18 protein-coding genes, 1 tRNA gene and 5 pseudogenes are annotated in these 24,861 nt (G+C 55.2%); 11 read left to right on the top strand and 13 right to left on the bottom strand.

Features of this window, described 5'->3' with window-relative positions:
* The first annotated feature begins 74 nt into the window (after positions 1-74).
* Positions 75-1,260 (top strand): annotated as a pseudogene (locus MUBE_RS08260) (AAA family ATPase).
* 842 nt (positions 1,261-2,102) lie between these two features.
* Here the strand turns inward: MUBE_RS08260 and MUBE_RS08255 are convergent.
* On the bottom strand, positions 2,103-2,321 hold the full coding sequence (locus MUBE_RS08255) for a hypothetical protein (RefSeq protein ID WP_116540169.1): 219 nt from the start codon (positions 2,319-2,321) through the stop codon (positions 2,103-2,105).
* Positions 2,322-3,243: 922 nt separating this feature from the next.
* Positions 3,244-3,396, bottom strand: a complete 153-nt coding sequence (locus MUBE_RS17780; protein ID WP_243632939.1) for a hypothetical protein — start codon at positions 3,394-3,396, stop codon at positions 3,244-3,246.
* Positions 3,397-3,574: 178 nt separating this feature from the next.
* Between MUBE_RS17780 and MUBE_RS08240 the strand changes: the two genes are divergently transcribed.
* Complete coding sequence (locus MUBE_RS08240; protein WP_116540201.1) at positions 3,575-4,033, top strand: Hsp20/alpha crystallin family protein; 459 nt, start codon at positions 3,575-3,577, stop codon at positions 4,031-4,033.
* A gap of 707 nt (positions 4,034-4,740) precedes the next feature.
* Here the strand turns inward: MUBE_RS08240 and MUBE_RS08235 are convergent.
* Complete coding sequence (locus tag MUBE_RS08235) at positions 4,741-4,977, bottom strand: hypothetical protein (protein ID WP_116540167.1); 237 nt, start codon at positions 4,975-4,977, stop codon at positions 4,741-4,743.
* Between the two features lie 325 nt (positions 4,978-5,302).
* Positions 5,303-5,479 carry a glycosyltransferase family 1 protein gene (locus tag MUBE_RS15785; RefSeq protein WP_165849776.1) on the bottom strand — a complete coding sequence of 59 codons (177 nt, stop codon included), beginning with the start codon at positions 5,477-5,479 and terminating at the stop codon, positions 5,303-5,305.
* A gap of 836 nt (positions 5,480-6,315) precedes the next feature.
* Here MUBE_RS15785 and MUBE_RS08225 point away from each other — a divergent pair.
* The gene (locus MUBE_RS08225; protein ID WP_116540165.1) at positions 6,316-6,654 is read left to right on the top strand and encodes a hypothetical protein; all 339 of its coding nucleotides are present in this window, start codon (positions 6,316-6,318) and stop codon (positions 6,652-6,654) included.
* A gap of 508 nt (positions 6,655-7,162) precedes the next feature.
* Here MUBE_RS08225 and MUBE_RS08220 read toward each other — a convergent pair.
* The 3 genes and pseudogenes from MUBE_RS08220 to MUBE_RS15780 all read right to left on the bottom strand — a co-directional run bounded on the left by MUBE_RS08220 (position 7,163) and on the right by MUBE_RS15780 (position 11,205).
* Positions 7,163-8,118: pseudogene (locus tag MUBE_RS08220) on the bottom strand (cation:proton antiporter).
* Between the two features lie 850 nt (positions 8,119-8,968).
* Positions 8,969-9,042, bottom strand: a tRNA-Ile gene (locus MUBE_RS08210).
* 1,842 nt (positions 9,043-10,884) lie between these two features.
* On the bottom strand, positions 10,885-11,205 hold the full coding sequence (locus MUBE_RS15780) for a hypothetical protein (RefSeq protein ID WP_165849775.1): 321 nt from the start codon (positions 11,203-11,205) through the stop codon (positions 10,885-10,887).
* 1,441 nt (positions 11,206-12,646) lie between these two features.
* Between MUBE_RS15780 and MUBE_RS08195 the strand changes: the two genes are divergently transcribed.
* Entirely contained in the window at positions 12,647-13,081 is a 435-nt protein-coding gene (locus MUBE_RS08195) for a hypothetical protein (RefSeq protein ID WP_116540161.1), read from the top strand.
* Positions 13,082-13,288, top strand: coding sequence for an ion channel (locus tag MUBE_RS08190; RefSeq protein WP_116540160.1), 207 nt, complete (start codon positions 13,082-13,084; stop codon positions 13,286-13,288).
* Positions 13,289-13,472: 184 nt separating this feature from the next.
* Here the strand turns inward: MUBE_RS08190 and MUBE_RS18990 are convergent, their stop codons facing one another.
* A complete protein-coding gene (locus MUBE_RS18990) occupies positions 13,473-13,607 on the bottom strand; it encodes a hypothetical protein (RefSeq protein WP_279386698.1) in 135 nt (44 codons plus the stop codon).
* Positions 13,608-13,786: 179 nt separating this feature from the next.
* Between MUBE_RS18990 and MUBE_RS08185 the strand changes: the two genes are divergently transcribed.
* Positions 13,787-14,056, top strand: a complete 270-nt coding sequence (locus MUBE_RS08185) for a TrkA C-terminal domain-containing protein (protein ID WP_133297084.1) — start codon at positions 13,787-13,789, stop codon at positions 14,054-14,056.
* A gap of 98 nt (positions 14,057-14,154) precedes the next feature.
* Entirely contained in the window at positions 14,155-14,388 is a 234-nt protein-coding gene (locus tag MUBE_RS15775; RefSeq protein ID WP_165849771.1) for a hypothetical protein, read from the top strand.
* Here MUBE_RS15775 and MUBE_RS08180 read toward each other — a convergent pair.
* Positions 14,307-15,679, bottom strand: a pseudogene (locus tag MUBE_RS08180) (metallopeptidase TldD-related protein). The gene MUBE_RS15775 and the pseudogene MUBE_RS08180 overlap by 82 nt on opposite strands.
* Positions 15,676-17,121 (bottom strand): annotated as a pseudogene (locus MUBE_RS08175) (TldD/PmbA family protein). Before MUBE_RS08175 ends, MUBE_RS08180 begins: the two co-directional pseudogenes overlap by 4 nt.
* Before the next feature lie 154 nt (positions 17,122-17,275).
* On the opposite strand from MUBE_RS08175, the gene MUBE_RS08170 reads away from it, so the two are divergent.
* The 3 genes from MUBE_RS08170 (at position 17,276) to MUBE_RS08160 (ending at position 20,408) form a co-directional block, all read left to right on the top strand.
* Entirely contained in the window at positions 17,276-18,160 is an 885-nt protein-coding gene (locus tag MUBE_RS08170) for a carbohydrate ABC transporter permease (RefSeq protein ID WP_116540158.1), read from the top strand.
* Positions 18,147-18,971 carry a carbohydrate ABC transporter permease gene (locus MUBE_RS08165; protein ID WP_116540157.1) on the top strand — a complete coding sequence of 275 codons (825 nt, stop codon included), beginning with the start codon at positions 18,147-18,149 and terminating at the stop codon, positions 18,969-18,971. Before MUBE_RS08170 ends, MUBE_RS08165 begins: the two co-directional genes overlap by 14 nt.
* Before the next feature lie 96 nt (positions 18,972-19,067).
* Positions 19,068-20,408, top strand: a complete 1,341-nt coding sequence (locus tag MUBE_RS08160; RefSeq protein WP_116540156.1) for an ABC transporter substrate-binding protein — start codon at positions 19,068-19,070, stop codon at positions 20,406-20,408.
* 68 nt (positions 20,409-20,476) lie between these two features.
* Here MUBE_RS08160 and MUBE_RS08155 read toward each other — a convergent pair whose 3' ends face one another.
* Together MUBE_RS08155 and MUBE_RS08150 are read right to left on the bottom strand one after the other, a co-directional pair.
* On the bottom strand, positions 20,477-21,328 hold the full coding sequence (locus MUBE_RS08155; RefSeq protein WP_116540155.1) for a CbiQ family ECF transporter T component: 852 nt from the start codon (positions 21,326-21,328) through the stop codon (positions 20,477-20,479).
* Entirely contained in the window at positions 21,325-23,382 is a 2,058-nt protein-coding gene (locus tag MUBE_RS08150) for an ABC transporter ATP-binding protein (RefSeq protein ID WP_116540154.1), read from the bottom strand. Before MUBE_RS08150 ends, MUBE_RS08155 begins: the two co-directional genes overlap by 4 nt.
* 172 nt (positions 23,383-23,554) lie before the next feature.
* Here MUBE_RS08150 and MUBE_RS08145 point away from each other — a divergent pair.
* Positions 23,555-23,995, top strand: a pseudogene (locus MUBE_RS08145) (MarR family winged helix-turn-helix transcriptional regulator).
* Positions 23,996-24,527: 532 nt separating this feature from the next.
* On the opposite strand, the gene MUBE_RS15770 reads toward MUBE_RS08145, so the two are convergent.
* The gene (locus MUBE_RS15770; RefSeq protein ID WP_165849774.1) at positions 24,528-24,701 is read right to left on the bottom strand and encodes a hypothetical protein; all 174 of its coding nucleotides are present in this window, start codon (positions 24,699-24,701) and stop codon (positions 24,528-24,530) included.
* Positions 24,702-24,861 lie beyond the last annotated feature (160 nt).

Below are 24,861 nucleotides of genomic sequence, written 5' to 3'. Positions count from 1 at the left end.
GCCGATACCGACTAAGCACACCACCTAGCGTCAGCCGAGACACATTGACAGCATATGGTCATACAGTCGGTTGCATATTGCAGACGGCGGAGATTCGCGGATACCACTCGTTACGCGAGGTAGTCCTGCCGCTAGGTCAGTTTCGATCGTCACCGAGGCCAACGGCGCGGGAAAGTCTTCTCTGTATCGCACCCTGAGGCTACCGGCAGAGTGCGGTCGCGGCGAAGTACCGACTCGCTCGTGAGAGCGAGTTGCAACCTGTGCTGTGGGCCAGTCCCAATCACCTAAGCACCGCCCGACGCGCCAGGCAAGACGAAGACGCGGTATATACCCGACCTGTATCCCTCGAACTAGGCTTCACCGCAGATGCTTTCGACTATCTGGTAGATCTAGGAATCCCTCAATCGGCCGGGCAGAACTCGGCCTTCACTCGCGACTTAGAGATCAAACGGGAAGCAGTGTTTGCCGAACCGATGCTGCGGATCAGCACCACATTCGTGCGCCGAACCCAGAACGTCGCCAAAGCCAGCGCGGACATAGGCTTGTTTCACCGAGCTATGACGGTTCTTGCTGTCTAACCGCAGTGTGCTAGCAGAGTATGCTCATCCGCACGCACTTCTCGAACTGGCAGCCGTGTGTGAACGACTACGTGGATGATGGTTTCTACGTTGACGCGACGACGCCCGCACGACACCCACAGGCGGGTACGTGTACCCTAGTGCTTGCCGACAACGGCAGTGACGTAGCCGCCGCGCAATTCAGACGATCATCGAGGCGGGGTTCGATTGATCTGAGCCGCGCCGTCGCAGGCGCATTCGATGGTGTCACGGTCTCGGTCGCCATCCACGACGGGCTGTTCGACCTTCAACTGCGGCAACACGGGATGCTGTGCCCGCTTCGAACGGCCAAGTTGTCCGACGGCACATTACTGGTTGCTGTGGGCCGCCGCACTGTTAAGCTCACTAGCGCCATCGCTAATGGTGCTCAACGAACCGGAAATCTCGCTGCACCCAAACTTGGTACGGACGCTTGCGTCGCTGACCCACACCACAGCCGCACAGACTCAGATTGGAGTGGTCTCCCACTCCTGTTCACTGCTGGAGTTCCTTGACACCGTACCCGTGGCGAAGGCCAACTTGTTCGGTACTGACGCTGGCCGCCGAACAGTCGAGGTCGAGCTGTACAAGGATTAAGGTGAGATCTGGATTAACGACCAGCACTTGACAGACGACACTGCAATGGGGCTGGAGCAAACGCTGAATAGCAACAAAATTCTCCCAATAGGGAATTGTACCCACCATGCAATATTCCGAGTATGTTTGGTTGTTAGGAAAAATCAGTTGCCCGGACTGTGGGAACGCAAGAAAGCCAACAACCAAACGTACACTCAGCGATGCCGCCTTGCATCTAGCATTGCAAACGTGACGCATGACGATATCACCGACATAGCGGTAGTGGCGCTGCGCACCTTCAATAACTGCTTCACCGGGAAATTAGCAGGCGCTAGCCGAGTGCATGCGTCGCAGCCTCGCCGTGCCGCTGTGGCATCCAGCCGACGAACCGCTGTCGACGACAATCACGTATGCCGTGCCTCTGGAAATATTTGGTGCCCAAAATAACTACCACTCACTCCTGATGCACGGCAACATTCACCAGTGAAACCTGCTGGAGTCGGGCGATGGTTTTACGCTTGTCGATCCGGACGTACTGATCATCAAACTTTGAATTAATATGATATTGATGTAGTGATACACGACGATCTTATCTAACTGCTTACCGAAGATACCTGGGTTCATGCACACCGCCTGGTTGATCGTTGCCGGCTTGACGTCCACGCCTATCTGGCAATGGGGCATGCTCCAGCGTGTCTCAACCGGCTTGTTCTGTACCAACGTCGGTCTGCGACCTGCTGGCCAACAGTTGCTCGCCGCTACCGACCAATTTTACTCCGGTTAAAACGCTAGGTCCCGGTCCCACACGATATCGCGATGAAACGCCAACGATCTGTCCAGATAACCACGGTGCCCTGATCAGAGTAAGCGCAATAAGTTTGGTTGACCTGACACCACAACGCCCACTGCCAGCGAGTGCTGCTAAATTAACTACCCCAAAGATGTGAACGCATCCTTGGCGTCGGTTGTGGCACCAGCGTGTTCGCTACACGCCTGATCGACCACGTAGAACAGATCGATGTCGTCGACCAGTCGATGGTTTCGAACAGGGGTCTGTAGTTTCACCTCCAGAAGGATCTGGTGGACCCCAAAACGGTTGTCTTCGTGTGCCGATCTACTTACAACCACCAGCTCGAACGTGATTGTCATTGTCTATGCTGCCCTTGACGGTTGACGAAGCCAGATGGTTGAATACGGTCACAGCCTGCTTACTATCGTATTTGAGCTCGCTCATCCGGTCTCAGCTCGGCGAAATCGCGGACCTGCGGGTGCTGGAGGACGAGTTACTAGACTCAGAAGCGTCTTGCGACCTGGATACTACGCAAGTCCTGACGGACGTCTCCGCGACCGGAACATCCGGATAGTAAGCCGTGGATTGGCTGCACGAAAACCACCAAGTCAACCTTGGCCTAAGTTATCGCCGTCGCATTCTGGCGAAGATGTCGTTCGCTGACAACAAGCACACCGCCAATCGACTCATAGCAACACTAATCCAATGGTGCACAGCGGCAAGGGACTTCGAACGCCCGCAACCGATACAGTTGCCCTCGCCAACGGAATTGCAACTTGGATACCACCCACCTGCCTCATGACATGTTCTTCGGACCCACCAAAATGATGCCCGCATCAAAAGCCGCCGTTAACATCGCGACAGAACAGGTCACTCCAGTATTCGCCAGGCATACCTAATGGTCGTCTCGAGCGAGCAGCTCAACAACGCCGTGATCGACTACCTCAGATCGGGTGCAGAGGCAAGCATAGCCCTGCCAGACCCCAGCAATCCGACTGCGCAACAATTCCGCGTGGTTGCCTAATCGAAACTGCAAAGTGCTTGAGCAGGAAGAGTCACCAGGCTAGCCGGTCGCCCATGGGCTTGGACCTCGCAGCCTTCGCTGCGTTACCCAAACTACTTTTGGTGGATCGCAAGTCAACATTAGCACTCAGACAGTGCTGGGTTGTCATGTGCAAGGTCAGGGCGATACCAGCCAGGTTGATACCAACCGTCTACCAATGCGCTGATACACTGCAGAGAGGCTAAGTTATCGCGCTACAACAGCCCGGGATTCCGCCGTCACTTCGAGCCGATCTGAACAACCCTAATAACTAACGCTCGTAGAGCCGCAACGACTGCACCGAGATGCCGGAAAGTTCGGCTGCTACCGATGATGCCATATACGCCACGATCGACTGCCAGCGTACCCATACCGTCACTGCGATCGGGCATACGAATCTCCTCGGACGCTTACACAAGAAAACTTCTTTAATCACACTTGCATCAAAATATCGATAGTGCTATATCAAATCTATGCTGTGAAATCTATACCATCATACACTATAATAGTGTTATTATGGGCAGTTAATAGCTAGCCTGTTACAACAGATTGGAGTGCGAGGTGACCACTATGCTGATGCGCACTGACCCGTTCCGTGAGTTGGACCGCTTTGCCCAACAAGTGCTAGGCACGTCTGCTCGCCCAGCAGCAATGCCCATGGATGCCTGGCGTGAGGGTGAAGAATTCGTCGTCGAGTTCGACCTCCCCGGGATCGACGCTGATTCGTTGGACATCGACATCGAACGTAATGTGGTGACCGTGCGTGCCGAGCGCCCGGGCGTCAACCCCGATCGGGAAATGCTTGCTGCCGAGCGGCCACGCGGCGTGTTCAGTCGTCAACTGGTACTCGGCGAGAACCTTGACACCGACCGGGTTGCGGCCTCCTATCAGGAGGGAGTGTTGAGATTGTCTATACCGGTTGCCGAACGGGCCAAGCCGCGCAAGATTTCCGTCGAGCGCAACGTCGAGCGTAACAAGGACGGACACCAAGCCATCAACAACACTGCACATGAAGTTATAGACGCCTAAAATCCGGTGTGGCTTGTGTAGCAAGCTCGGCATACCGGCGGCGGTCGGCAGCCCGTCGTAACCTTGAAAACTAAGGATCTAAACACCTTGGGCTGCTAGCCGCCAATGTTCCGGCGTTCGCCATGACACCGGCTAACAGTTGCTGCTGGCAACGCATCTTCACATCTTTAGACAGTAGGAAGCCAGACTATCATCCAAGAAGTGTCACGAGAGCGTACCACGTCGCGTCCACAGTAAAACGGCTGCTCGATGGTCGAAAGTGCTTGTCACCCGCACGTTATCCGAATGGCTCAGAGCATCAGAGATGCAAAGATTAGCGTCGATCGCGCCTAAGCAGCCAGTCGGTTACGCCGAACAGTGCGGCAGCGGATACACTTTTGCATGCACGGTATGGTTACCACGGGCGGCCATAGCAAACTTATCGAAAACAGCCTGACAGTCGCCGCAGAATCCCCGTGCTTCTTGTCACATAAACTGCCCCGAGTACCTCGAATTGGATTGTCCATATATAGATTGTCCATATATAGAGTTCAGCGACTCGCACCCGATCCTGTCCCAGGCGAAGCGGGAAAGCGTGCGGCCTAGGCCCACCGCCTTCATGCTCTCACGAAAAACCGTTGTAAGCCAAGTTTTTTAAACACAATGATTAATTCACTAAGAGATTGCCCACTCACAGCACGCGCCTAGTTACGCCATGCATGACAACATCAGTCAGGATACCGACAAGTAGCAGTGACCACTGCTTGCAACACCGTTGTCGCGCAGCGGCTGCCGCGGTATGTATACACTACGTCAGTTGATCGCGACAACATCGGCAGCTCATTACCGATAACCGTTCCTACGAAACCAACCCGGTCGGCTACTCCGAGCTCGGCGGCAAGACGTGTGAGTTCGGCCCGCGCCCCGTCGGGACTATGGTCAGTAGCAGCAATTTCTGCGATCACAAGCTCAATGCCCGGAATCCCGCGGATAGCTCGAATTGCAACGTCGAATCCTTTGCACGACAGTGAATTCGGCGCTAGGCAGAGAACGCGATGGCAGTTGCTATGGACAAACTACCGGACCGACCGCAGTGTACCGCTAGGTGTCGATGCCGCTCGGCAAAACCGACAATGCCATCCGCATGTGACTTAACCTAGGCCAGCACACCGTCGTCCGAGGTGCTCTCAGTGGTAACCTACATTGCATTACACACCAATAGTAGCTCGATGCATTCACGTTCGTCCTGTTGACCCAGACCGTTGACGGAGCGTAAATGTGACATGGCGGCTAGATTCCTAGAAAGTTTGGATCGTCGGGATAAGTTGCCGTCTGCGCGACTAGTTGAGCGACCAAGCCGCCAAGCCAACCGTGCACGTGTACGACGTCAAGTCGCTCCGACAGCCACAAGCCCTCGAGCGAGACCGCCCAGTCACCGACAAACGGCAAGACTTCGCGGGCAGGCATCCCCACATTAGGACCGACACACGTCGTAACGACTTGGCAGACACGCTGGATGATCGTTGCGCGGTGGCAACTCCCCTAGCTGTGGCAACATCTCTGCTTGACATAGGAGGTTATGCCATGCCCTTGTACCGCAACCACACTGCGTAGCATCCCGGTTTCCTCGTCTACCCTAGGTCGTCACCTCTGACGAACACAATTCTCACTGTGGTCCTCTTCGAGCCCGAATGAACTCCTTGCACGGACGGCAGTCATTCACGAAACGTATTCCACAGCAAGACCTATATACTCGGTTCGGCGCCAACCAAACCCTGGATGATAGGCCCTTCGCATGTTGACACGAACGCTATCCAGGCCGACGCTAAATCCAAGGTGGTCGATAGGCGAGGTCTCTGGACCTGCCTGACCAATTTAGCCTTTCCCAGCAGACTTCGCAGGGCAATCCAAAACGTGGTTTTCGACGTAACCGTAGCGCGTGGCCAGCAGCGTGTCGTGTATTCAGACGTGACCGAAGTGGCAGCGAAAGCTACCACCACCGAAAGGAAATCAACTACGTCGGTGTGTGACTTAAGGGCGGGTTAAACTACGATATTCTCTCGGATAGTTCAGAAATAGTCTTAAAAGCAGCAAACTGGGCTGGGGCATGTTCCAAACGGACTACCCACCAATCCTCCTACCAAACGTTGTGTGCAACTCTGGTTGGTACAAGTCGTGCTGACCAGGCGTAGGAAACCTCTTGTGGGGTATTTCTTTAAGATAGCTCCTGCGGTGCAGCTGCCGCGGCGCCTGAAGATAATTGGCATCATGGTGGTGTCGAGCTGTTCTGCCCTAGAAGCATCGTGGAGAACGTACCCAAGTTGATGATGCGCCCGGCCGTCGCGGTGTTATACAAGGTAGTGTGGTCGTATCACATGCGTGCTCTGGCCGCACTCACCGATGATCATCGGCTAGCCGAGGCTAACATCGATGCAACTATCAAAGATCCGAAGATGCGGTTATCCACGCTGATGACGGAGGGACGCAATCTGCAGATCAGTCAAAAGATTGCCGCGTCGTATTCGTGCCAGAGCCGGAACTGGGTAGAGTTTCCACAGGTGATCTTGAGAGTTATTGTCATATACATGATTTTGATACAGATCCAACTCCAACTTATCTATCTCAAGGCGCGGAAATGCTGATATTGCTAGTCCTGTCAGCGGACGACAAGATCATTACTCCGGTGGATCACTGCGTACTCCGAAAAACTATCTAACGCTAAGGTAACTGGCGATCAGGCAGACACTATCGACAGCGTAAACCACGGCCACAAAATCGATTATCTCCTCTACAGATCATCGGTAATCCGCTATTACGAAGGCTTTTCATGACTACCCCAAGAACGCAGACCGCTGGGCATAGACGTTGCCATCTCGGTAAGCGACAGTGTCACAGACGCCCACAGCTACGTTGCCGGTTACGAAAGCAGCATCCCAGATGACCACTATCGCAGACTCGCATCGTCATCCAGGTCAGCCGTGGATAGTCACCAACTTCCAAACCGCATCCCTGCACAGCGACCAAACCGGTGCAGTTGCGGACATGCTGACGCCTGTCGCCGACAGCTGGTGTCACCCGTGCACTCGTGATATGACATTTTCTCTGTCGCTCCCTGCGCCGTCGCCATGGTCATCATTGGCTAACCATGGATCACCCAGCTTGGGTGGACTTGCCGGCCTTACACACTTTTTCGACAGTCTGGCCACGCGCCATCAACATACCGGCGATCGATGTGCAGGTGATCGTCAGCAAGGCACCAAAAATCAACGCCGATAGTTCGCCTGCGGTAATAGAAATGCTGCTCGGTGCTGATGGTGGCCACAGTTATCGCCACGCTCAGCTGCGTGGCGAACATCACCGCAAGTGTCACGAGCTGGCCGAACAGCCCTGCCACGCAATGCATTAGTGCACCACCAAGCCCCAGCCCTACGTCCAGTATAATGAATTGCGAATGCGAACTGAGCTAGTAGACTTGCAGCGATGCACCGAGCCAGGCGAATAGCAGCGGGCTAAAGAATCCTTCGGTGATGCCGAACAACCGACGCGCTAACTGCCGCGATTCGCCAACTATCACAATTACCAAACCCAACCCGAAACCCGCCAACATGATTGACACATCGATGATGGCGGCCAGTGTTGAAAGTCCGAACAGCACGAGCAGGTTAGTCCGCAGTTCCAGGGCAAACCGCTGCTTCTAGGAATAGTCATGCATGCGCTGACGTCAGCCCCTGCGATCGCCCGCATGCAACAACGCAAACATCACTACCGCGCAAACGGTGATCGCCAATCCACTCAGCACCGCGTGGTCGGCGCCGACCAAAACCGCACACCAACACCATAGGCACGGCGAAACACATCTTGGGGTCGTGGACCGGAGCATAAGTGCCCACGACGAACATCACCAGCACGAAGTCGATGTTCGCGAACAACTGAAAAGTTAAGTTGGCGTCATCGACGACACCAAAACCAATCTTGTCGAGCACCAACCCGGCGATGAGCTCACCGACAACCGTCAGAATCCACAGGTGCGACAGTGACGCCAGCAACGGACCGGCCAGGTCCGTAACAATTAACAGCGCCAACGTATTGAAGCCGAATCCGTGCACGTCACCAAGTCAACTCTCCTTAGAGCGGCGTTCGTGCCAGGATAGCCGTCGCGATGTTGTTTAGATGCCCGATGACCACCTCAACCGAACTCTGTCCAGGTACTGCCAGAACACTCTGGCAACTAATTGTGCAGCAGGGCAGGTAGGTTGGTACTGTTGAAAATAACCGCGAAGTCGACCGCCTTGACTCGATGAGTGACGGACTATCCACAATCAATTGGATCCGCACCCAGGGCTTGCTGCGCCAGGCTTCGTTGCCCGGTGAACCTAGCAATAAAGGCCACCATCGCGTTGATACTAATGGCGAGTTGAATGACTGCCCGATAACACAGCAGTGATGCCAGCACCGGCAGCGTTAGTCAGTATCAAAATGCACAGGACATCTTACCGCGTGTCAACGCCATTCGGATCCTTGAATATCCGCGTTCGGTGAGGTTGATGCTGGGTATACCCCAGCCCCCGGATCGGTACCACCTGAGACGGTGTGTCCCGAAAGCCGTCATGGGCTTCCCGCTAATCAGGTGCTGCCGCGCCCACTGCAGAGCATCGGTCATAATCTCGGCTAGCACGCGTAACGTGGCTTTGGCACCCTGGCTCTGCTCACCAGCATCACCTGTCAAGCGATCCGTCGAGGCACCATCACCTCAATCAACGTCCTCACCAAACAGATCCATGACCACATCGAGCACTGGAACGCCGAAACCCACCCCTTCCGTCTAAACCGCCACCATCGAAGAAATCCTCACCAAGATCACCCCCACTTAAACCAACATCCATCAACTCACCAACAACACCAAAATAAACAAAACAAAACCACACAACACTAGAGAAGCTACGTATTGCCGCACAGTGGGGCGGGCGGGGCTCGAACCCGCGACCAACGGATTATGAGTCCGCGGCTCTAACCAACTGAGCTACCGCCCCTTAACCTATCTAGCCGCAAATATAGTCTCCGTCCTCGACATCTTCGGCGCCTATGTCCACTACGCCAGCCGAATCGCTTCACAACTGTACGCAACGGTCACACGGAATAGCAGCTGTTACATATCCAAGCGGTGTTTCTGCACGACCTTAGACAGTAGCGCCTGGCATGACGCGCTGGCCTGCTGCAGGCCTACATGATACAAGACCCGTGGCCCCACCACATTGCAAGCCGTATCGAACGGTCTGCGATACTCGTCCACGGCTAGATGCTCCGTGATGCCTTGGGAACATGGAGTGCGTTCAGGTTGCTCGGTAGCTCTGGCTTTAGCCATTATTATCCGGCTACCGGACAGGGACGTGGCTTGCACGATTTGTCTTGTTTGTTGATTCGACAATACCTTTTGTCGATCACATATATAGCCTATGAGGGCACGAGCCGTCACCGTTTACCCAGCGAACAGATCAGTCGCGTTAGCAAGTCAGAGCAGTTGCACGTCAAGGTCCTCTACGACACCGCAATTCTCCAAACCATATTTATTAACTAAAATTATCGAGTATCCAGGTTCTCGGTATCAAGGGCGATCAAAGCCAGAAAAAAACTACTCCTGCGTGACCGTCACATTTAAAGTTCCTCTACCTGGTGGCGCTGGACTATGCGCCGAAAACCAGAAGAATACTGCTCCTCTGCAATGGAAATTGCATCTACCTGTCGCTTACTGTGGGGAGTGGCTAACACAACGGTCACGTAGACCAGAGGCACAGAGCTGGCCCACGTTGTCGTGGATCTCGGTTTTCATAGCAATTAATACTTTCCGAGCTTGATCGGTGTAGCGGTAGTTGTCGCCACGTTCTGGACCGGACGGAGAAAGTTAGGTAGTTAATTCGGTGATGCTTCACATATTGCCGTCGTCGATATTGAGTGCAACATAAACAACGAGAGCAAGGTCACAGACACTCATGATTGCTCCACTATAAAGTTCTCCACCAAGCGTTAAGAGCTATTACCTAGCAGGTAGATACGCTTTAACTCTGTTTGCTGTACGTTCGGGAAATCTGACAACCTAGTTTTACCGCGAACAACGTAAAACTACGAATTATTTTTGGTTATCTACATGGTGTTCTCCCTTTTCTACACCAAGTTATTTTTATCTGTTTATAGAAATGTGAATTGAAAGCTAAAGCATTGCCAAGAAGACCAGGAAGCTGGCTTGCTTTCAATGGCCTGATCAATCGAGCAACGAGACTCGTCCGACTTTCTGAGACCAAGTGCTTCCGCTAAAGTCCAACATTACTAACACGTCTGATATACGTACCCCACAGACCTTCAAAAAGTTCAAGCTCACTAGGTGACCCGGTAGATCGTTTAGCAACGAGTTAGCCACATCGCAGACTACTCGTAGGTCGTAGCAAAGAAGTGCACTTATGACGAGATCATTTGATGGCTAGTACAGTTCGTGAATCACTCTGGATATGCTACTCAAAGCTGCGAGCAGGCAATTAAGTGGTAAAGCGTGCGTCGGCTAGCTCACACAGCGATGGTTTTTCCTTCTGACAGCAGGATCGGCCATCTATAGCGAAAGTACTTAGTCGCACCAGTATGCAGAGCACCGCCCCAGTCAGTCGTCTTTACCGCCGAAGCCGCCCTCATTAACGATGTCAACGACGAGCCCCGTTGGGAAAAGCGTATTGGTCCATCACTTCACAGATTATTCTCCATATTCAGTGACGGTTTATTTACCTCCCACAGTCACGAATCCAATTGGCGCAAAGCACAAATGATCTTGATGTCATCCTTCATCAAGACAACCATAAACCTTTAATCACGACACGATCGCCGGCCAGTCAGCCACCAGCTTGTACCGTAAACCCGTTCCGCGGCGGGCCAAATGGTGTTTTGCCATTCCGTAGCCGGCCATATACTAACTCGGTGAACACGCCGATCGCATAAAACAGTACCAGTGCATTGACCGCGCCTCCGGTGACGACCAGCAACGCTAAAGACAACACGGTGAGCATCAGAATACAGTTAATAAAAACAAGACGATGACCGCGCTTCATCAACGAACGCGGCAGAAAACGGTCTTCGGCAACAAAACTGGCCAATGCGAGAAAACCATTGCAACTCGTATTGCAACCGGCAAAAAGGATGGCTGCTGTCGACATCCATACCAAAAGTACAAGGTTTTACTCATAACACTATGCCTCAAAGACCACTCGGGTAATATCGACGGATATCTCTCGCCATAGGATGTAGAGTCGGTAGTATGCGACAGTCAGGCCACACCCGCCAGTAAAAGCGAGAATGCAAGTCACCATGGCCAGCACTACCGCGCCTATAACCAAACCACTACCTTGATGAACCGGAACCACCGAAACAATTTATTGTATAACGTATTTCGTTAAACTTCAAACTAATTCACGAACAAGGCCAACTACTACAATCAGCGGCGACCACGGCTAAAAGACGTAAGCCGGCAACACAAAGGCACTCTGACCTCTCGCAATCCACACAGATTGGCCAGAAACATCGGCAAAACCACGACCACCATGATTTCCAGGTTATAGGAACCCGGCACTGGCATAGCCGAAACTACTGCCACTGTCTCTACCATCGGCTGCACGCGACAGTGACCACGTAATCGATCAACAACGTCACCACGGCAATATGCAACATCTGAGTATCAAGATTATCCCGTGCGAACACATATGACACGTCGGACCGGTGTATAGACCTTGATAATTTGTCAATACGACGCGGCCACCAACACCAGAATCAGCCAGCATGACACCGGTGACTGGAAGCAGTAAAACGAACGTGGCCATCCCAACGGTCAACGGCAACTCAATCATAACCTGTTCAGAGCCGTAAGTCGTCGTGGAAATCATATCCGGCGAAAGGACATTGAAGACAACAGGATTCGAAAATCGTTCGCACCGCAACTGGTCGGTGATCAACGGTTTTCCGAACGCGCCGCGTTTACACACATCGAAAAAACAACCATATCATCTATTTTTCAGCCAAAGTTGTTGTCAAGAATCAATGTTCCTTTTTTGGTACATAGAGTTCGGTTAGAACCTATAACCTTAGCTCACTTCGTCGGTCTGCAGAGTGGCTAGAAACAGGATGTTGTTGGTATCTTCTCAAGCTAAGCTAATATCTATGTAACAAAGCCCAGTTCTTAGTAGCGGAAGTGACAATGTGCACAACATGTAAATATTTTGCACAACAAAATGTTTGACTACCAACCAGGTCGATATATGGTATAGTACCAACGTGGTTGATTTGTATGGCAACCAATTGCAAGCTCTGTTTGTATTGCGGTATAGTAGAATTTACTGCCGTACAATAATATGATCAGAATATGGCTGTACGGCATGGGTAACTCTATTACTGGTATCGGTTAATATATACGGTTGCCCAAGTTTATAAATTAACATAACCGTAAACACAGCAACTTCTTATTCCAGATGTAGAAAAGTATTGCTATAAAACTAGTTTAGACCGACTTTATACTGGAAAAGTCTGAGCAAAATTGTTTAGATTGATGTTCCACGCAGGGGCCAAAATTATGCATCAGCATGTTATCATATTAGTGGCGACAACGTGACTAATATCGCAATCTATTTTTTCACGAGGAAAACCGATCCGGATATTCGTGTTGTGACGTCGTTGGCCAGCGAGGTACTACATGAAACGGTAGCCGACGGCGATGGACCCAGTGCGATACTTGACCTCGCCGCCCTCACGACGTCGGCGGTCGTTGAGGCATGCCTGAGACAAGACGTGCAGATGCACGCCGGTTACTTTACGGCGATGGTCGACACCACCGACGAGGTAGACCACTGTGACATCAGGGCTCCGCACCAGGCGAAAACACGTTCGCATCACTCTCAACTGTACCAAGCATTGGACGCTGCACACACCATATACAGCGAAATCAATCCTGCATTCTATCCCGTACTTGCCACCCTAGGTGCCTTAATGCTCGGCTCAACGACATTGTCGCGCTTTCGCTATAAACACCCCGGGATTTCGTGAGTGGACGTATTCTACTTCATCAACGAGACGATCACGATGGTCGGTTACGGTAACTGCAGCTTTGCCCAGCAGCCTATCTGGCTACGGATGTACGCCGTCACGTTGATGTTGGGTGGCGTAACCACCACCGCACTGCTTGTCGCTTTTGTCGCCAACGTGCTGTTGTCGCGTCGATTCGTCTGGTCGAGCGGACATCTGCGAACGTAACATTTGCGCAATCACATTATCGCCGTCGGACTGAACGCGCTTGGCATCCACGTCGTCACTGGTCTGACCGCAGCTCGATACGACGTAGTGGTGATCAAGCGCGATATAAACAACCGCTTCCTGTCAACAATGGACCAACTCGACGTACCGGCGATCTTCGGGGACGCCCCTTTACGCCAGACATTTAGAAGCGGCCTGCGTCGACCAAACCAGTGCCATAACGGTGCTGACCCGAGACAGCATGTTCAACATCGGGGTCGTACTTCGTGAAATGCTGAGCTACCAAAGTGGAAACCGCCACCAGCCGGCAGAGCGGCATCCCGCTAGTGCCGCGGGTCTACGACCTCGACTCCGCGATAGCGCAGCGGTTCGGTTCCAAAGACATTCGTTCTACTGCAGAATTAGCCTTACCGTAGTTTATTGACGCCGCGCTGGCACTGCAAATGCTGGAGATTGTTTCGGTTGGAAACCGTTCTTTATTTGATAGGAGAAATGCATGTGCAAGTCAGCAACGAACTCGATGGGCTGAAAATATTCGAGCTGTCAACGCAAACTGATGTCGTCGCGATTATCCGGGACAATTTGCCAGTCCAGCTGTACCCGGGCCGCGACGCCTTGCTCAACGCCGGCGACACCGTTTACCTTGTACATTTCCGTACCGATAACCGCTCGCTACCCTGCGTAAAGGACAGCCTACCTGGCAGCACGATGAACGCCCACCGGGAGATCAACAAATGGACGTCCGGTTTGTTGCGTAACACGGTCTGACCGGGCGACATCCAGCAGATATCAAAAGTTAGCTCGACGGCCTCGGTAACGAAAACTAACGCGCACCTCGGCGGCATCGTCGGCGACGAGGTGCGGCGGTGTCCAAACTAACGGATCCACATACCGCAGTCAGGCTTTTACACAGTTATTGTGGTCTCGAGACGCTCGATGTCATCATCGAGCGTCTCGGAACTTCCGGCGTCAAGCTCAGTACTTTCGCAACCCGCTCGGTAATCGGCTACTATTGCACTCAGCTCACCGATAACATGTGGAAGTCAGACATCCGTAACAAAGGCACCGCCGCCTGGGTGGACCAGTTCCGCTATTCTTGAGGCAGAGCCATCTCACTGACGCTGGCCTGTGTAGATTATCGCAGCACATCCAGCGAGCTTTCGTTGAACCGGAAGTTGTTAGCCGCTGAGGTTACTTCGCTGTCCTTGATGAGGTACACACCGCCGGCGAGTAAAACCCGGTGAGTAACAACGTGGTCGGATCCCCCTCGCAGATGCACCACAGAGTGGTCAGTAGCAAGCCACGCTCGGTAGCTGTGATCATGTCGACAATATCGGTCGATCCAACCGTCATAATCAGGTGTTGTCGGCAGCGACCACGGCCGGGGCATTGAACTTGGCCATCGTAGCCCGCGGATAGGCCAGCGTGTTGATCACCCCGTCGTGGCTCCATTCCACCTGACCGATTTCCATCCCGTTTTCAAACACCGACATCCTCTCTGAGGAATTGCCCACCACGACAAACGACATGCACCCCACTCCTGCGGCGAAAGGGCCAGAAAACAACGTCAGTGGCAAGTCGGTGAGCCGCTCCCCCACTCAGGTCCCACCGCCGGACACCGACAACGCGGTCCGGCCCTCCTGTGTACCCCAGCCGGCCATCGACCATGCCAGATACATCATCATATCGGCTACCATCGGTAGTGGCATGATCTTCTCGTATCGTCCCACGGGCGGCTCAACATTACGCTGTGTCCACCCGAATCTAGTCGACAGCTGCTCGAGCAAAAGATCGGTTGACACGTATACGAAATCGTGCGAGCCAACACCCAGCCAAGCAGTCGTGTCGCCCTGTTTGGCGTTGATCTCAATTGCCTCGGTGTGCTGGGTATAGCGGCGGCGCAGCCCCGTAGACGACGCCAAGAACGTCGTCAAGCCACTGTGATGCGCATAGCCGTACAACAATGTCGGTGTCGCGGAACTCCCGGCTCAATGAGCTGGTGACATCGGGGAATACTTCAGCTCCGGTTCCAGACACCACAAGCATCCCAATCGTCGGGCGCCCCGACACCGGCCAACAGTGACGCAACATCGCCGGCCTCTGGTGCAGATCGGAACGTCTCTTGAGATGCAGCCACCAACTCGGGAATCACTAGTGGATTCACTTCTGCCGATACCACCGTACCAGCGGAAACGATATCATCTTGATGTACAGACAAAATAACAGCCACGCTTTGATTGACCAAAACTGCATTGGTAGCGATCGAATTGCCCATCCAGCGCAAGGTCGCTTTGACACGGCCAGTAACCATCACCATGGTCTCTTCAGCCCGGTCAGATTGCACCCGGCCTGGTCTAGAACAAGATTGACGACATGCTGCACAGTGATCATCGGCCACCCTCGGTACGAATGTTGAGTACGTCAACGTCTCGGAATAGCGCAGACGGACAACCGTGGTTCACGATAGCCACCTAGCCAGGCTGGACCTGTCCGCAATTGAATGCGCTGGCAAACAGCCAGGTCGACGAGCCGTCCACGGTTTCCATAGTAATTCCAGAAATCGGTAGTGGTGGCCTGATACGCAACGTCGCGTAGCTGACTATCTAACCGACCATCTCAGATATAGAAGAACCGCTGTACGGTGAAATGAAAGTTATAGCGCTGCATATCAATCGACCATGACTTGTCGCCGACGATATAGATGCCGTCACTAACCCAAGCGATCAGGTCAGCGATAGTAATCTTGTCGGGGCCGGGCTGCAGCGATACATTGACCATCCACTGAATCGGCACGTGATGTGATGAATCGACAGACGAGCATCCATTTGAGTGCGACTGCCCCAGCCGTGCGGCGAAGACTCGTTCGAACTAATAGCCAACGAACACCCCATCACGCACCAGGTCCCAGCACTACGCAGTCACGCTACCATCGTCGTAACTGAAGCTGACTAGGCAGAACTCGACCGTATGGTCGGTTGTAACTTTCATCACCGGCGAGCTATATTGCATAGTTCCCAGTTTGTCGGGTATAGCGCACCAAATTTCAGCCTAAGCGGCCTTATAGCCAATAGTACAATTGGATTCGATTACATGGCATACGGATTCGTGAATAGCCAGCAACAGGCTGGCTGGGTCGATCACTAAAGCCCTTAGGCCCTGGGGTCACGCGGGATGACTTGGCCTTTGCAGCCAACAACGACGACAGCTGCGTGAGCTCGTCGGTCTAGTTCCACAGTTCATCGTCAGCTAGCGCTTTCCAGCCCCGGGCCGTCAGCGACACCAGCGTGCGCATCGAATCCAAACCGCCCGCCGCAGCGTCCACCGTCACCGCCTCCAAGGAGGGCATTACCCGCACCCATCGTTGTGCTATTTACAATCGGAGAATAACTCCTCTTTGACTACCAGCAAACCAGCCGACCACGCAGTCAATACCATCAGCATCAAACAACCGCCAAGAAAACTCCTCGAACACAGCAAGCTTGTCCACCGCAGAGATGCTGAACGAGTCGATCCGATAAGTCGACACCCAACTAACGTTAGCGTAGACTGGCTCGGGCGCAAGCTCGACATGCTCGCTGTTGAGCGCCGCGAACGTGGTGACCACCCGTACTACGTGGCGCGCGGTGCCGACTGCCACGAAGGACGTCAACTCGGGATGCGAGGCGCGAACCCCCAGAAGCCGTCCGCGATTACCCGTATCGCCCACGACTAGCCACCGCGATCTCCAACTCGCCGTCACGGAACGTAATGATCTCAGCGTAGAGACGGTGAATGCGCAGGTTGGTATAGCTGACCCCGGCCGCAGTGGCCGCCGACAATGCGGCTTCGGCCAACTTCTAGCGCGGCAGATCCAAGAAGTCAGGCATCAACCCCAGGTTGATATCACGGACACACCGTAACGACAGCCCATTTGCGCCCGCTTTAATATCTCCATGACCCGTACCGGCGACGATGCAGAGCGAAGCAATTGAGTGAAGAGCGACGCACATGACCCGAGCTGTAGCAAGCAGTCAACCTCGACCCATCGCATTGGCCTACGTCCTGCTGGCACCCAGTCTGCTTGGTGTGGCAGTCTTCCTATTGCTACCAATCATCCTGGCGCTGTGGCTGAGCATGTTCCGGTGGGACTTGCTGGGGCCTTTACATTACGTCGGTCTTGCCAACTGGCAGTCGGTGCTGGCTGACGGTGACTTCGCTAATTCACTAATTGTCACGGCCGTATTCGTAGCGATCGTGGTACCCACTCAGACAGTACTCGGCCTGCTGACCGCGACAATATTGGCCCGCCAACTTCCGGGCACCGGCGTGTTTCGCACACTATATACACTGCCTTGGATCTGCGCTCCGTCGGCAATCGCGGTGTTGTGGCGATGGATCCTTGCTCCCACCGACGGCGCAGTCAGCACGGTCCTGGGACATCGCATCGAATGGCTCTCCGATCCCAGCCTTGCACTACCGGTCGTTTCAGCGGTCGTCGTTTGGGCTAATGTCGGCTATGTCTCGTTATTGTTCCTCGCCGGACTGCTAGCTATCCCAGATAATATCCACGCGGCCGCGCGCACCGACGGTGCCGATGCCTGGCAGCAGTTCTGGCATATCACCCTGCCGATGCTGCGGCCGACGATGTTTTTTGTGTTGATTACCGGAATCGTCAGCACAGCACAGACCTTCGACACCGTTTATGCGCTGACCGACGGGGGGCCGTATGGCCACACCGACCTGGTAGCGCACCGCATCTATGCCGAGGCGTTTGACTCCGCAACTATCGGGCGAGCATCGGTTATGGCGGTTTTACTGTTCGTCATTCTGCTCGGCGTCACCGCCATTCAGCATTTGCACTTCCGTCGGTGGACCAGTTATGAACTCACGTAGCCGCCTTTCCAACACTGTCATCTACACCGTCCTGGCAGTCGGTGCGCTGATCACCCTGGCGCCATTCGCGCTTGGTTTACTCACCTCGTTCACGTCGACTCACCAATTTATGACCAGTATGCCGCTACAGTTTCCACGGCCGCCCACGCTGGACAACTACGCCGGCCTCTCCAGTGCTGGATTTCTGCGCGCAACCGCGGTGACCGCGTTGATGACAGCGGTGGTTCTACTTGGCCAGCTGACCTTCTCAGTGTTCGCTGGCTATGCGTTCGCACGGCTGCAGTTTCCCGGGCGCGATGCCCTGTTTTGGGTCTATATCGCAACACTAATGGTGCCAGCGACGGTCACCGTGGTGCCACTGTATCTGATGATGGCCCAAGTCGGCCTTCGTAATACATTTTGGGCGCTGGTTCTGCCGTTTATTTTTGGATCCCCGTACGCAATTCTCCTGCTGCGCGAGCACTTTCGCACCATCCCGAACGATTTGATCAACGCAGCCCGCCTCGACGGTGCTAACACGCTGGACGTGATCGTGCATGTCGTGATTCCATCCAGCCGCCCGGCTTTAGTGACGTTAGCACTCATCACTGTGGTCTCGCAGTGGAATAATTTCATGTGGCCGCTGGTGATCACCAGTGGCCACAAGTGGCGTGTGCTTACAGTTGCAACCGCTGACCTACAGTCCCGATTCAACGCCCAGTGGACACTTGTGATGGCTGCGACTGCAGTCGCCATCCTGCCCCTGATCATACTTTTCGTTGGTTTCCAGCGGCACATCGTCTCATCGACCGTCGTGTCGGGGCTGAAATGAGTGTATATGAGTTTAGCACCGAGATTGCCGTAAAATTATGATCTTTGCAGATCCACAACCATCACGGCAATCTCAACGGGCAGGTAGGAACACAACGTGATCCGGCCTCGCTACTCAACACTGATCGCTGCAACGCTAACGTTAGTCACCGTTCTGTTGGGCGTAACAGCGATGTTGATGGATTGGTCAGGAGGACAGCCACGTGACCACAAGGTCGTTGTTACGGTGCGCCTCTGGGCGGACCAGATTGCCGCAGCATATACTCAATCTTTCCAAGCCTTCACCCGTACGCATCCCAATATCGAGGTGCGCACCAATACGGTTGCCTACTCGACGTATTTCAACACCCTGCGCACTGATATAGCCGGCGGCAGTGCTGACGATATCTTCTGGCTATCAAGCGCTTACCTCGCCACATACGCTGATAGTGGTCGATTGATGAACATTAGTATGACGCTGAGTAAAGAGGCTGCCTCAGGCTGGGAGCCAGCAATAGTAGACCAGTTCACTCGGGGCGGTGCGCTATGGGGTGTACCGCAGTTGACCGATGCTGGCATTGCCGTGTTCTACAATGCCGACCTGCTTGCTGCCGCCGGCATTGACCCGGTCCAGCTCAACCACATGCGATGGACTCCCAGCGGTGACGATACCTTGCGCCCCTTGCTCGCTCGACTCACCCTAGATGACAATGGAAATACCGCAAAAACACCGGGTTTCGACTCAGGACGAGTCCGTCAGTGGGGGTACAACGCGGCCAACGACGCCCAGGCCATCTACCTCAACTACATCGGATCAGCCGGAGGAGTATTCCAGCGCGGCGACGAGTTCGCCTTCAATAACCCCCCCGCAATTGAGGCCTTCCAGTACCTGGTCAGTCTGATCAACGACGACCACGTGGCGCCACCGGCCTCAGACACCAACGACAACAGTGATTTTTCACTAAACCAATTTTTAGCCGGCAGGATGGCTCTTTTCCAGTCCGGAACCTACAACCTGGCATCAATAGCCTGCGAGGCCCGGTTCCGTTGGGGTGTCGCGATGTTGCCAGCTGGCCCACAAGGCCGGGTGAGCGTTATAAACGGTATTGCTGCAGCTGGTAATTCGGCGACCAAACATCCGGATGCAGTGCGTCAGGTATTGGCCTGGATGGGCGGCAAGGAGGGCAACGCGTACCTGGGTCGTCAGGGTGCCGCCATTCCAGCAGTGCGGTCAGCTCAGCCAGTCTACTTCGACTACTGGGCCGGGAAAGGTGTAAATATCGCGCCCTTTTTCTCGGTGCTAGACGACCCCCACATTCCGGCTCCGGGCGGCGCCGGCTTTCCCGCCGGAGACGACGCATTGCAAAGCTATTTCAACAAAATGTTTCTCGGTCGCGGCGATGTCGCGACAATCCTGAGTCAGGCTCAGGCGGCAGCCAACACCGCAGCTCACCGCTAACCGGGAAACACCAGAACCGGAACCGAGCTGTGGCGGATGATCTTGTCGATTTCGTTCATGGACCAAACTTAGGCAGCGGTGTGCAAGATCGTCTCGAGCACCACCGCAGTGCTGCTGGCAGCGACCGCAACCGCCAATGTCACCCAGTCCGCCAGTTTCGGCCGGGCCGGATAGGCGGATAGGCGACCTATGCCGCCACGGGCGGTGATCGCATCGCCCATTTCGTCAGCGCGTCGCAACGTCACGGTGATAGCAGCGGCGAGCAGGTCGATCAGCTCCCTGGAGTACCGCTGTCGACGAGCCTTACGGCTGCGCGGAATTTGCTTGGGACGCAACCGGCGAGCCGCGTAGAGCACCTGGAACTCGCCAATCAGCATCGGGAAAGCGCGCAGCGCGAGTGCCACAGCCACCGCCCACTCGTCGACCGGGATCCGCAATATCCGCAACGGACGGCCCAACATCGCTATCGCCGGTCCGATTTCGGCGACATTGGTGGTCCACGACACCATCGCCCCCAGCCCAAGTAACACCACCGACCACGCTGTGACGCGCAGGAAATTCAACACTCCACCAAATCCGATGTCGACTCCACCCATTGAGATCACCGGACTGCCACCGGCCAACGCAGCAGTGAAACCCCCTAAGGCAACAACGATCCACAACCAGTGCGGTATCGACGGCAGCACGCCACGTGGAATGCGCGCGATCCGGGCCGCCACGATCACCAGCGTCGCCACCAACCCGATCGTCACCCAACCTGGATAGCAGGTCAGTAGCACCTCCACACCGAAAACAACCAGCAATTTGGTGCCGGCCCACAAATCGTGGATAACCGAAGTCCCGGGTATCGGAACCAGCAACACAACCGGACGAGGGCGGCGCCGGATGACATGGGATTCGGATACCGGGGTTGAGATCATGCCGCACCGCCCGCCGCGGTCGATGCCGATTCCAACGCGCCAGCACGCAAATGCAAGGTGCGCGGGCACACATCCTCCAGCCCGACGAAGTCATGGGAAATAACAACCACCGTCAAACCCTGCTCACGGCGCAGGACTTCCAGCAGCCGCAGCAAACCACGCTGGCTAACCGCATCCAACCCGGCCAACGGCTCATCGAGGATCAACGCGCGCGGCGAACGTGCCAGGAGCCCAGCCAGTACCACACGTCGCATCTGGCCCCCGCTGAGCTGGTCGATGCGCCGCTTAGCCAGGGCGGGATCCAGTCCGACAATACGCAGTGCGGCAATCACACGGTCTTCATCACCGGGCGAAAAGCCTGCCGCCGAAGCCACTTCCAGATCGACGCGACTCCGCATCAACTGTAACCTGGCGGCCTGGAAAGATAATGCCACCGCACCGACTTGCTCATGAGTGGGCCGGCCATCGACTAGGCATGCTCCGGTTGTGGGAACCGTCAAGCCGGCCATGATCCACGCCAGTGTTGACTTACCCGAGCCATTACCGCCGTGGATCAGCACCCCGTCGCCCTGTTCAATCACGAAGCTAATATTGCGTAGCGCGGTCTTGGCCCATGGGGTACCACTGCCATATTCGTGGCCAACATCTACGAGTTCGAGCACCGAGGTGGGCGAGCTGATATCCACCGCGACGGTCGATACCGGCAGCGCAGCGGTCTCAACCATGCCGACGTCGTCGGGTGAATCACTGAGGTTGATCGTTCGGTCGGCAGTATCGGCTTCGTTGTTGTAGTGCGTGATGTGTACCAAGGCAGTACGGTGTCGTTGAGTGAGACCGGACAACACATCCAGCAAAGCATCCCGGCCCTGCTTGTCAACCATGCTGGTGACCTCGTCAGCGATCAGCAGCGCCGGCTCCCGGGCCAAGGCCGCCGCCAGTGCAAGGCGCTGCAGTTCACCGCCGGAGAGGCTGCCGGTGTCACGTTCGGCAAGTGCTTCGAGGCCCACTTCCCTGAGTAATCGGCCAACGTCGACATCGGTTCCCGGCGGCAGTCCCCACACCACATCGTCGGCGACCCAGGTGCCCAGAACCTGGCTTTCTGGGTGCTGCAGGACGACCGCCGTGCCGCCAAGCTTGCCCAGGCCCACCGCGCCCGGGCGATCCACCGTGCCCGATGTCGGTTCCCGGCCGGCCAGGACTAGCATCAGTGTAGTCTTCCCGGAACCGTTAGAGCCGGTGACCGCCACATGTTCACCGGCCTGCAGGTCCATGCTAACCTCACTAAGCGCATCGTGACTGGCGCGAGGATAACGAAAGCGCACCTTGTCCAGCCGCACCGGAACCGGCCCGATCGGAGCATCCTCCTTGCCACCGGCCCGGCAAGTGGTCGGGACATCCAGTTTATGGACGTCGGGAATGCCCCGCATCCGCTCCAGCACGCGCGACAACGCCCACCAACCGATCAACGACACAACCAGAATCGCAATAACAAAATAGCCGAGCAGCATCCACGGCCAGTACTGCAGCCCGTCGGCAAAATACCGCTTTAGCTGGACCGCGACCCACGGCAGATGCATCCAAGTCAAGGTGGCCACGATGCCGTCTACGTTTGCGGTCATCACTTTAAAGATCAAGTGCCGCAGCCGGACCAGCACCGCCAGCGCGGAAACATTAACGGTGCCGAAGGCGAATCCAGCGACCAGGGCCACAGCAATCACCGTTGCTGTGCCCCGGCCTCTACGTTTGACGACTCCGGTCAGTCCTCCAATATAGACGCTGTTGACAACTGCCATGAAACCGCCCAGCCCAGCGATCAAAAAGGCAACTACTCCGGCCGCAACCATCGCAGCCATCAACACACGGAAGCGGTAACGATAGGCTAACAGGCCCATGGGCACGGTACCCAGAAGCGCCAAGCCGGCTGCGAAAGGGACGACAACCGAGACGATCGCAGTAACCGCGCATAAGCCTGCCAAGACCGAAGCCTGCGCTAATTCGCCCGGTTGCAACGACCCGCTCCGATGATGCACATGGAGCGAGTCGAAGGCGGTCATTTTATCGATTGTGCCAGAACCTAGCGCCAAGTCCGTCGCAGCGCACCGACCCGGCTAGGTGTTCCAGGGCTAGCATCGCCCCGATGATCTCGTATAGCAAAGCTATGTAACGATAGCTGCATAAATCCCTCTGCCGCGACCCAACAACTCCGAGGTCAGCGAACCTACAAACATTAAGCCTCAAAAAAGTTTGGGCGCGGGATCTACTCGCGATGGTCGCGCGGCCCACCCAGTTGACCACACAGCGCATCCAAATGCCATTGTCTTCGGCACAGACCAGACTGCTAAAGACTATCGAAACCAACGGTGAAGCCCGCATCGGTGACCTGACCGCCGCCGGTCATCGTTCGCAGCCAACGATGACCATGCAGGTACGACGGCTTGAGGCTGTCGGCCTGGTGACCCGAACCGTCACCCCCGGAGATGGCCGTGCAGTCCGAATCCGCATCACGTCCCAGCGGATTCACACACTGACCGCGATCCGTGCCGACCACGCCGCCGCTATCAAACCGCAACTGGCCCGGCTCGAACCGGCAGACCGCCAGGGTGCTGGCTAGACGCGGTTGTGGTGTTATGCCGCCTTCTGGAGACTACGATCAACCCGATCGTTTAGTGGATCAAGCGCCGGCAGCGGGTAGCCATTTAGCTTGACGCGCACGGAGACCGGTGAGGAAAGGCAGCGGCCATGCAGACCAAGACGTCCACCTCTCCACCGTCTCCGTTGACCGTCTGGGTCGAATTGATGAAGCACGTCTTCCTCCCTGGCCGCGACGTGAATGTAGAACACGACAGCCGGTGCGATATCCTGATTGGACTGCCTCAGCAATGCAGCTGCAGGACCGCAGACAACACAGCGCGGCCTGGTGTTACGGTATCACGGTAGCCATTGGGGTTAGCCGTCGACGGGAGCGCACACGACATCTTCGTTGACAGCGCCCAGAGGTCAGCGGTCAACATCTGCAACGGCCAGATGATCACACTGGGTAATCCGCATCGGGAGCCACCGCCGATTTTCCACGTCGGCCGTTCAACCGGCTTACCCCTTGCGACCTACCGCAGCAAAACACAGATTAGGTCAAATCATCCCACGTCGATACGCGCGTGGTGCTTACGGATGTGTCATTTACGACGCCTGCAGGTACATATTAGCCGCGGTTATTTGGGCCGTCGGTGGCCGCAGCTCCATATTGCTCGGTCTGCTCGCCGGCACCAGAGACCTCAGTTTCAGCGTAATCACCTTGAACGACCACGACGTGCATACCGAGCGGAAGTCGATGTGCACCCGCATCGGGATAGTGACCAGCAACGACCGCGCGCACCAACAGCTCACCGTAAATGAGCCCTGAGATGCGCCGCCGAATGACGACTGCCGCCGGACACCGCGCTCAACCAGCGCCGTCGGATGGTAAGCTAGATTGTCAACGAACGCGAGCTGACCGTGCACCGTACTAGCCAGATCGACAAACTGTCACCCGAGAT

The sequence above is a fragment of the Mycobacterium uberis genome, assembly GCF_003408705.1.
GTDB classification, from domain to species: domain Bacteria; phylum Actinomycetota; class Actinomycetes; order Mycobacteriales; family Mycobacteriaceae; genus Mycobacterium; species Mycobacterium uberis.
This window is presented reverse-complemented; position numbering and strand designations above follow the sequence as displayed.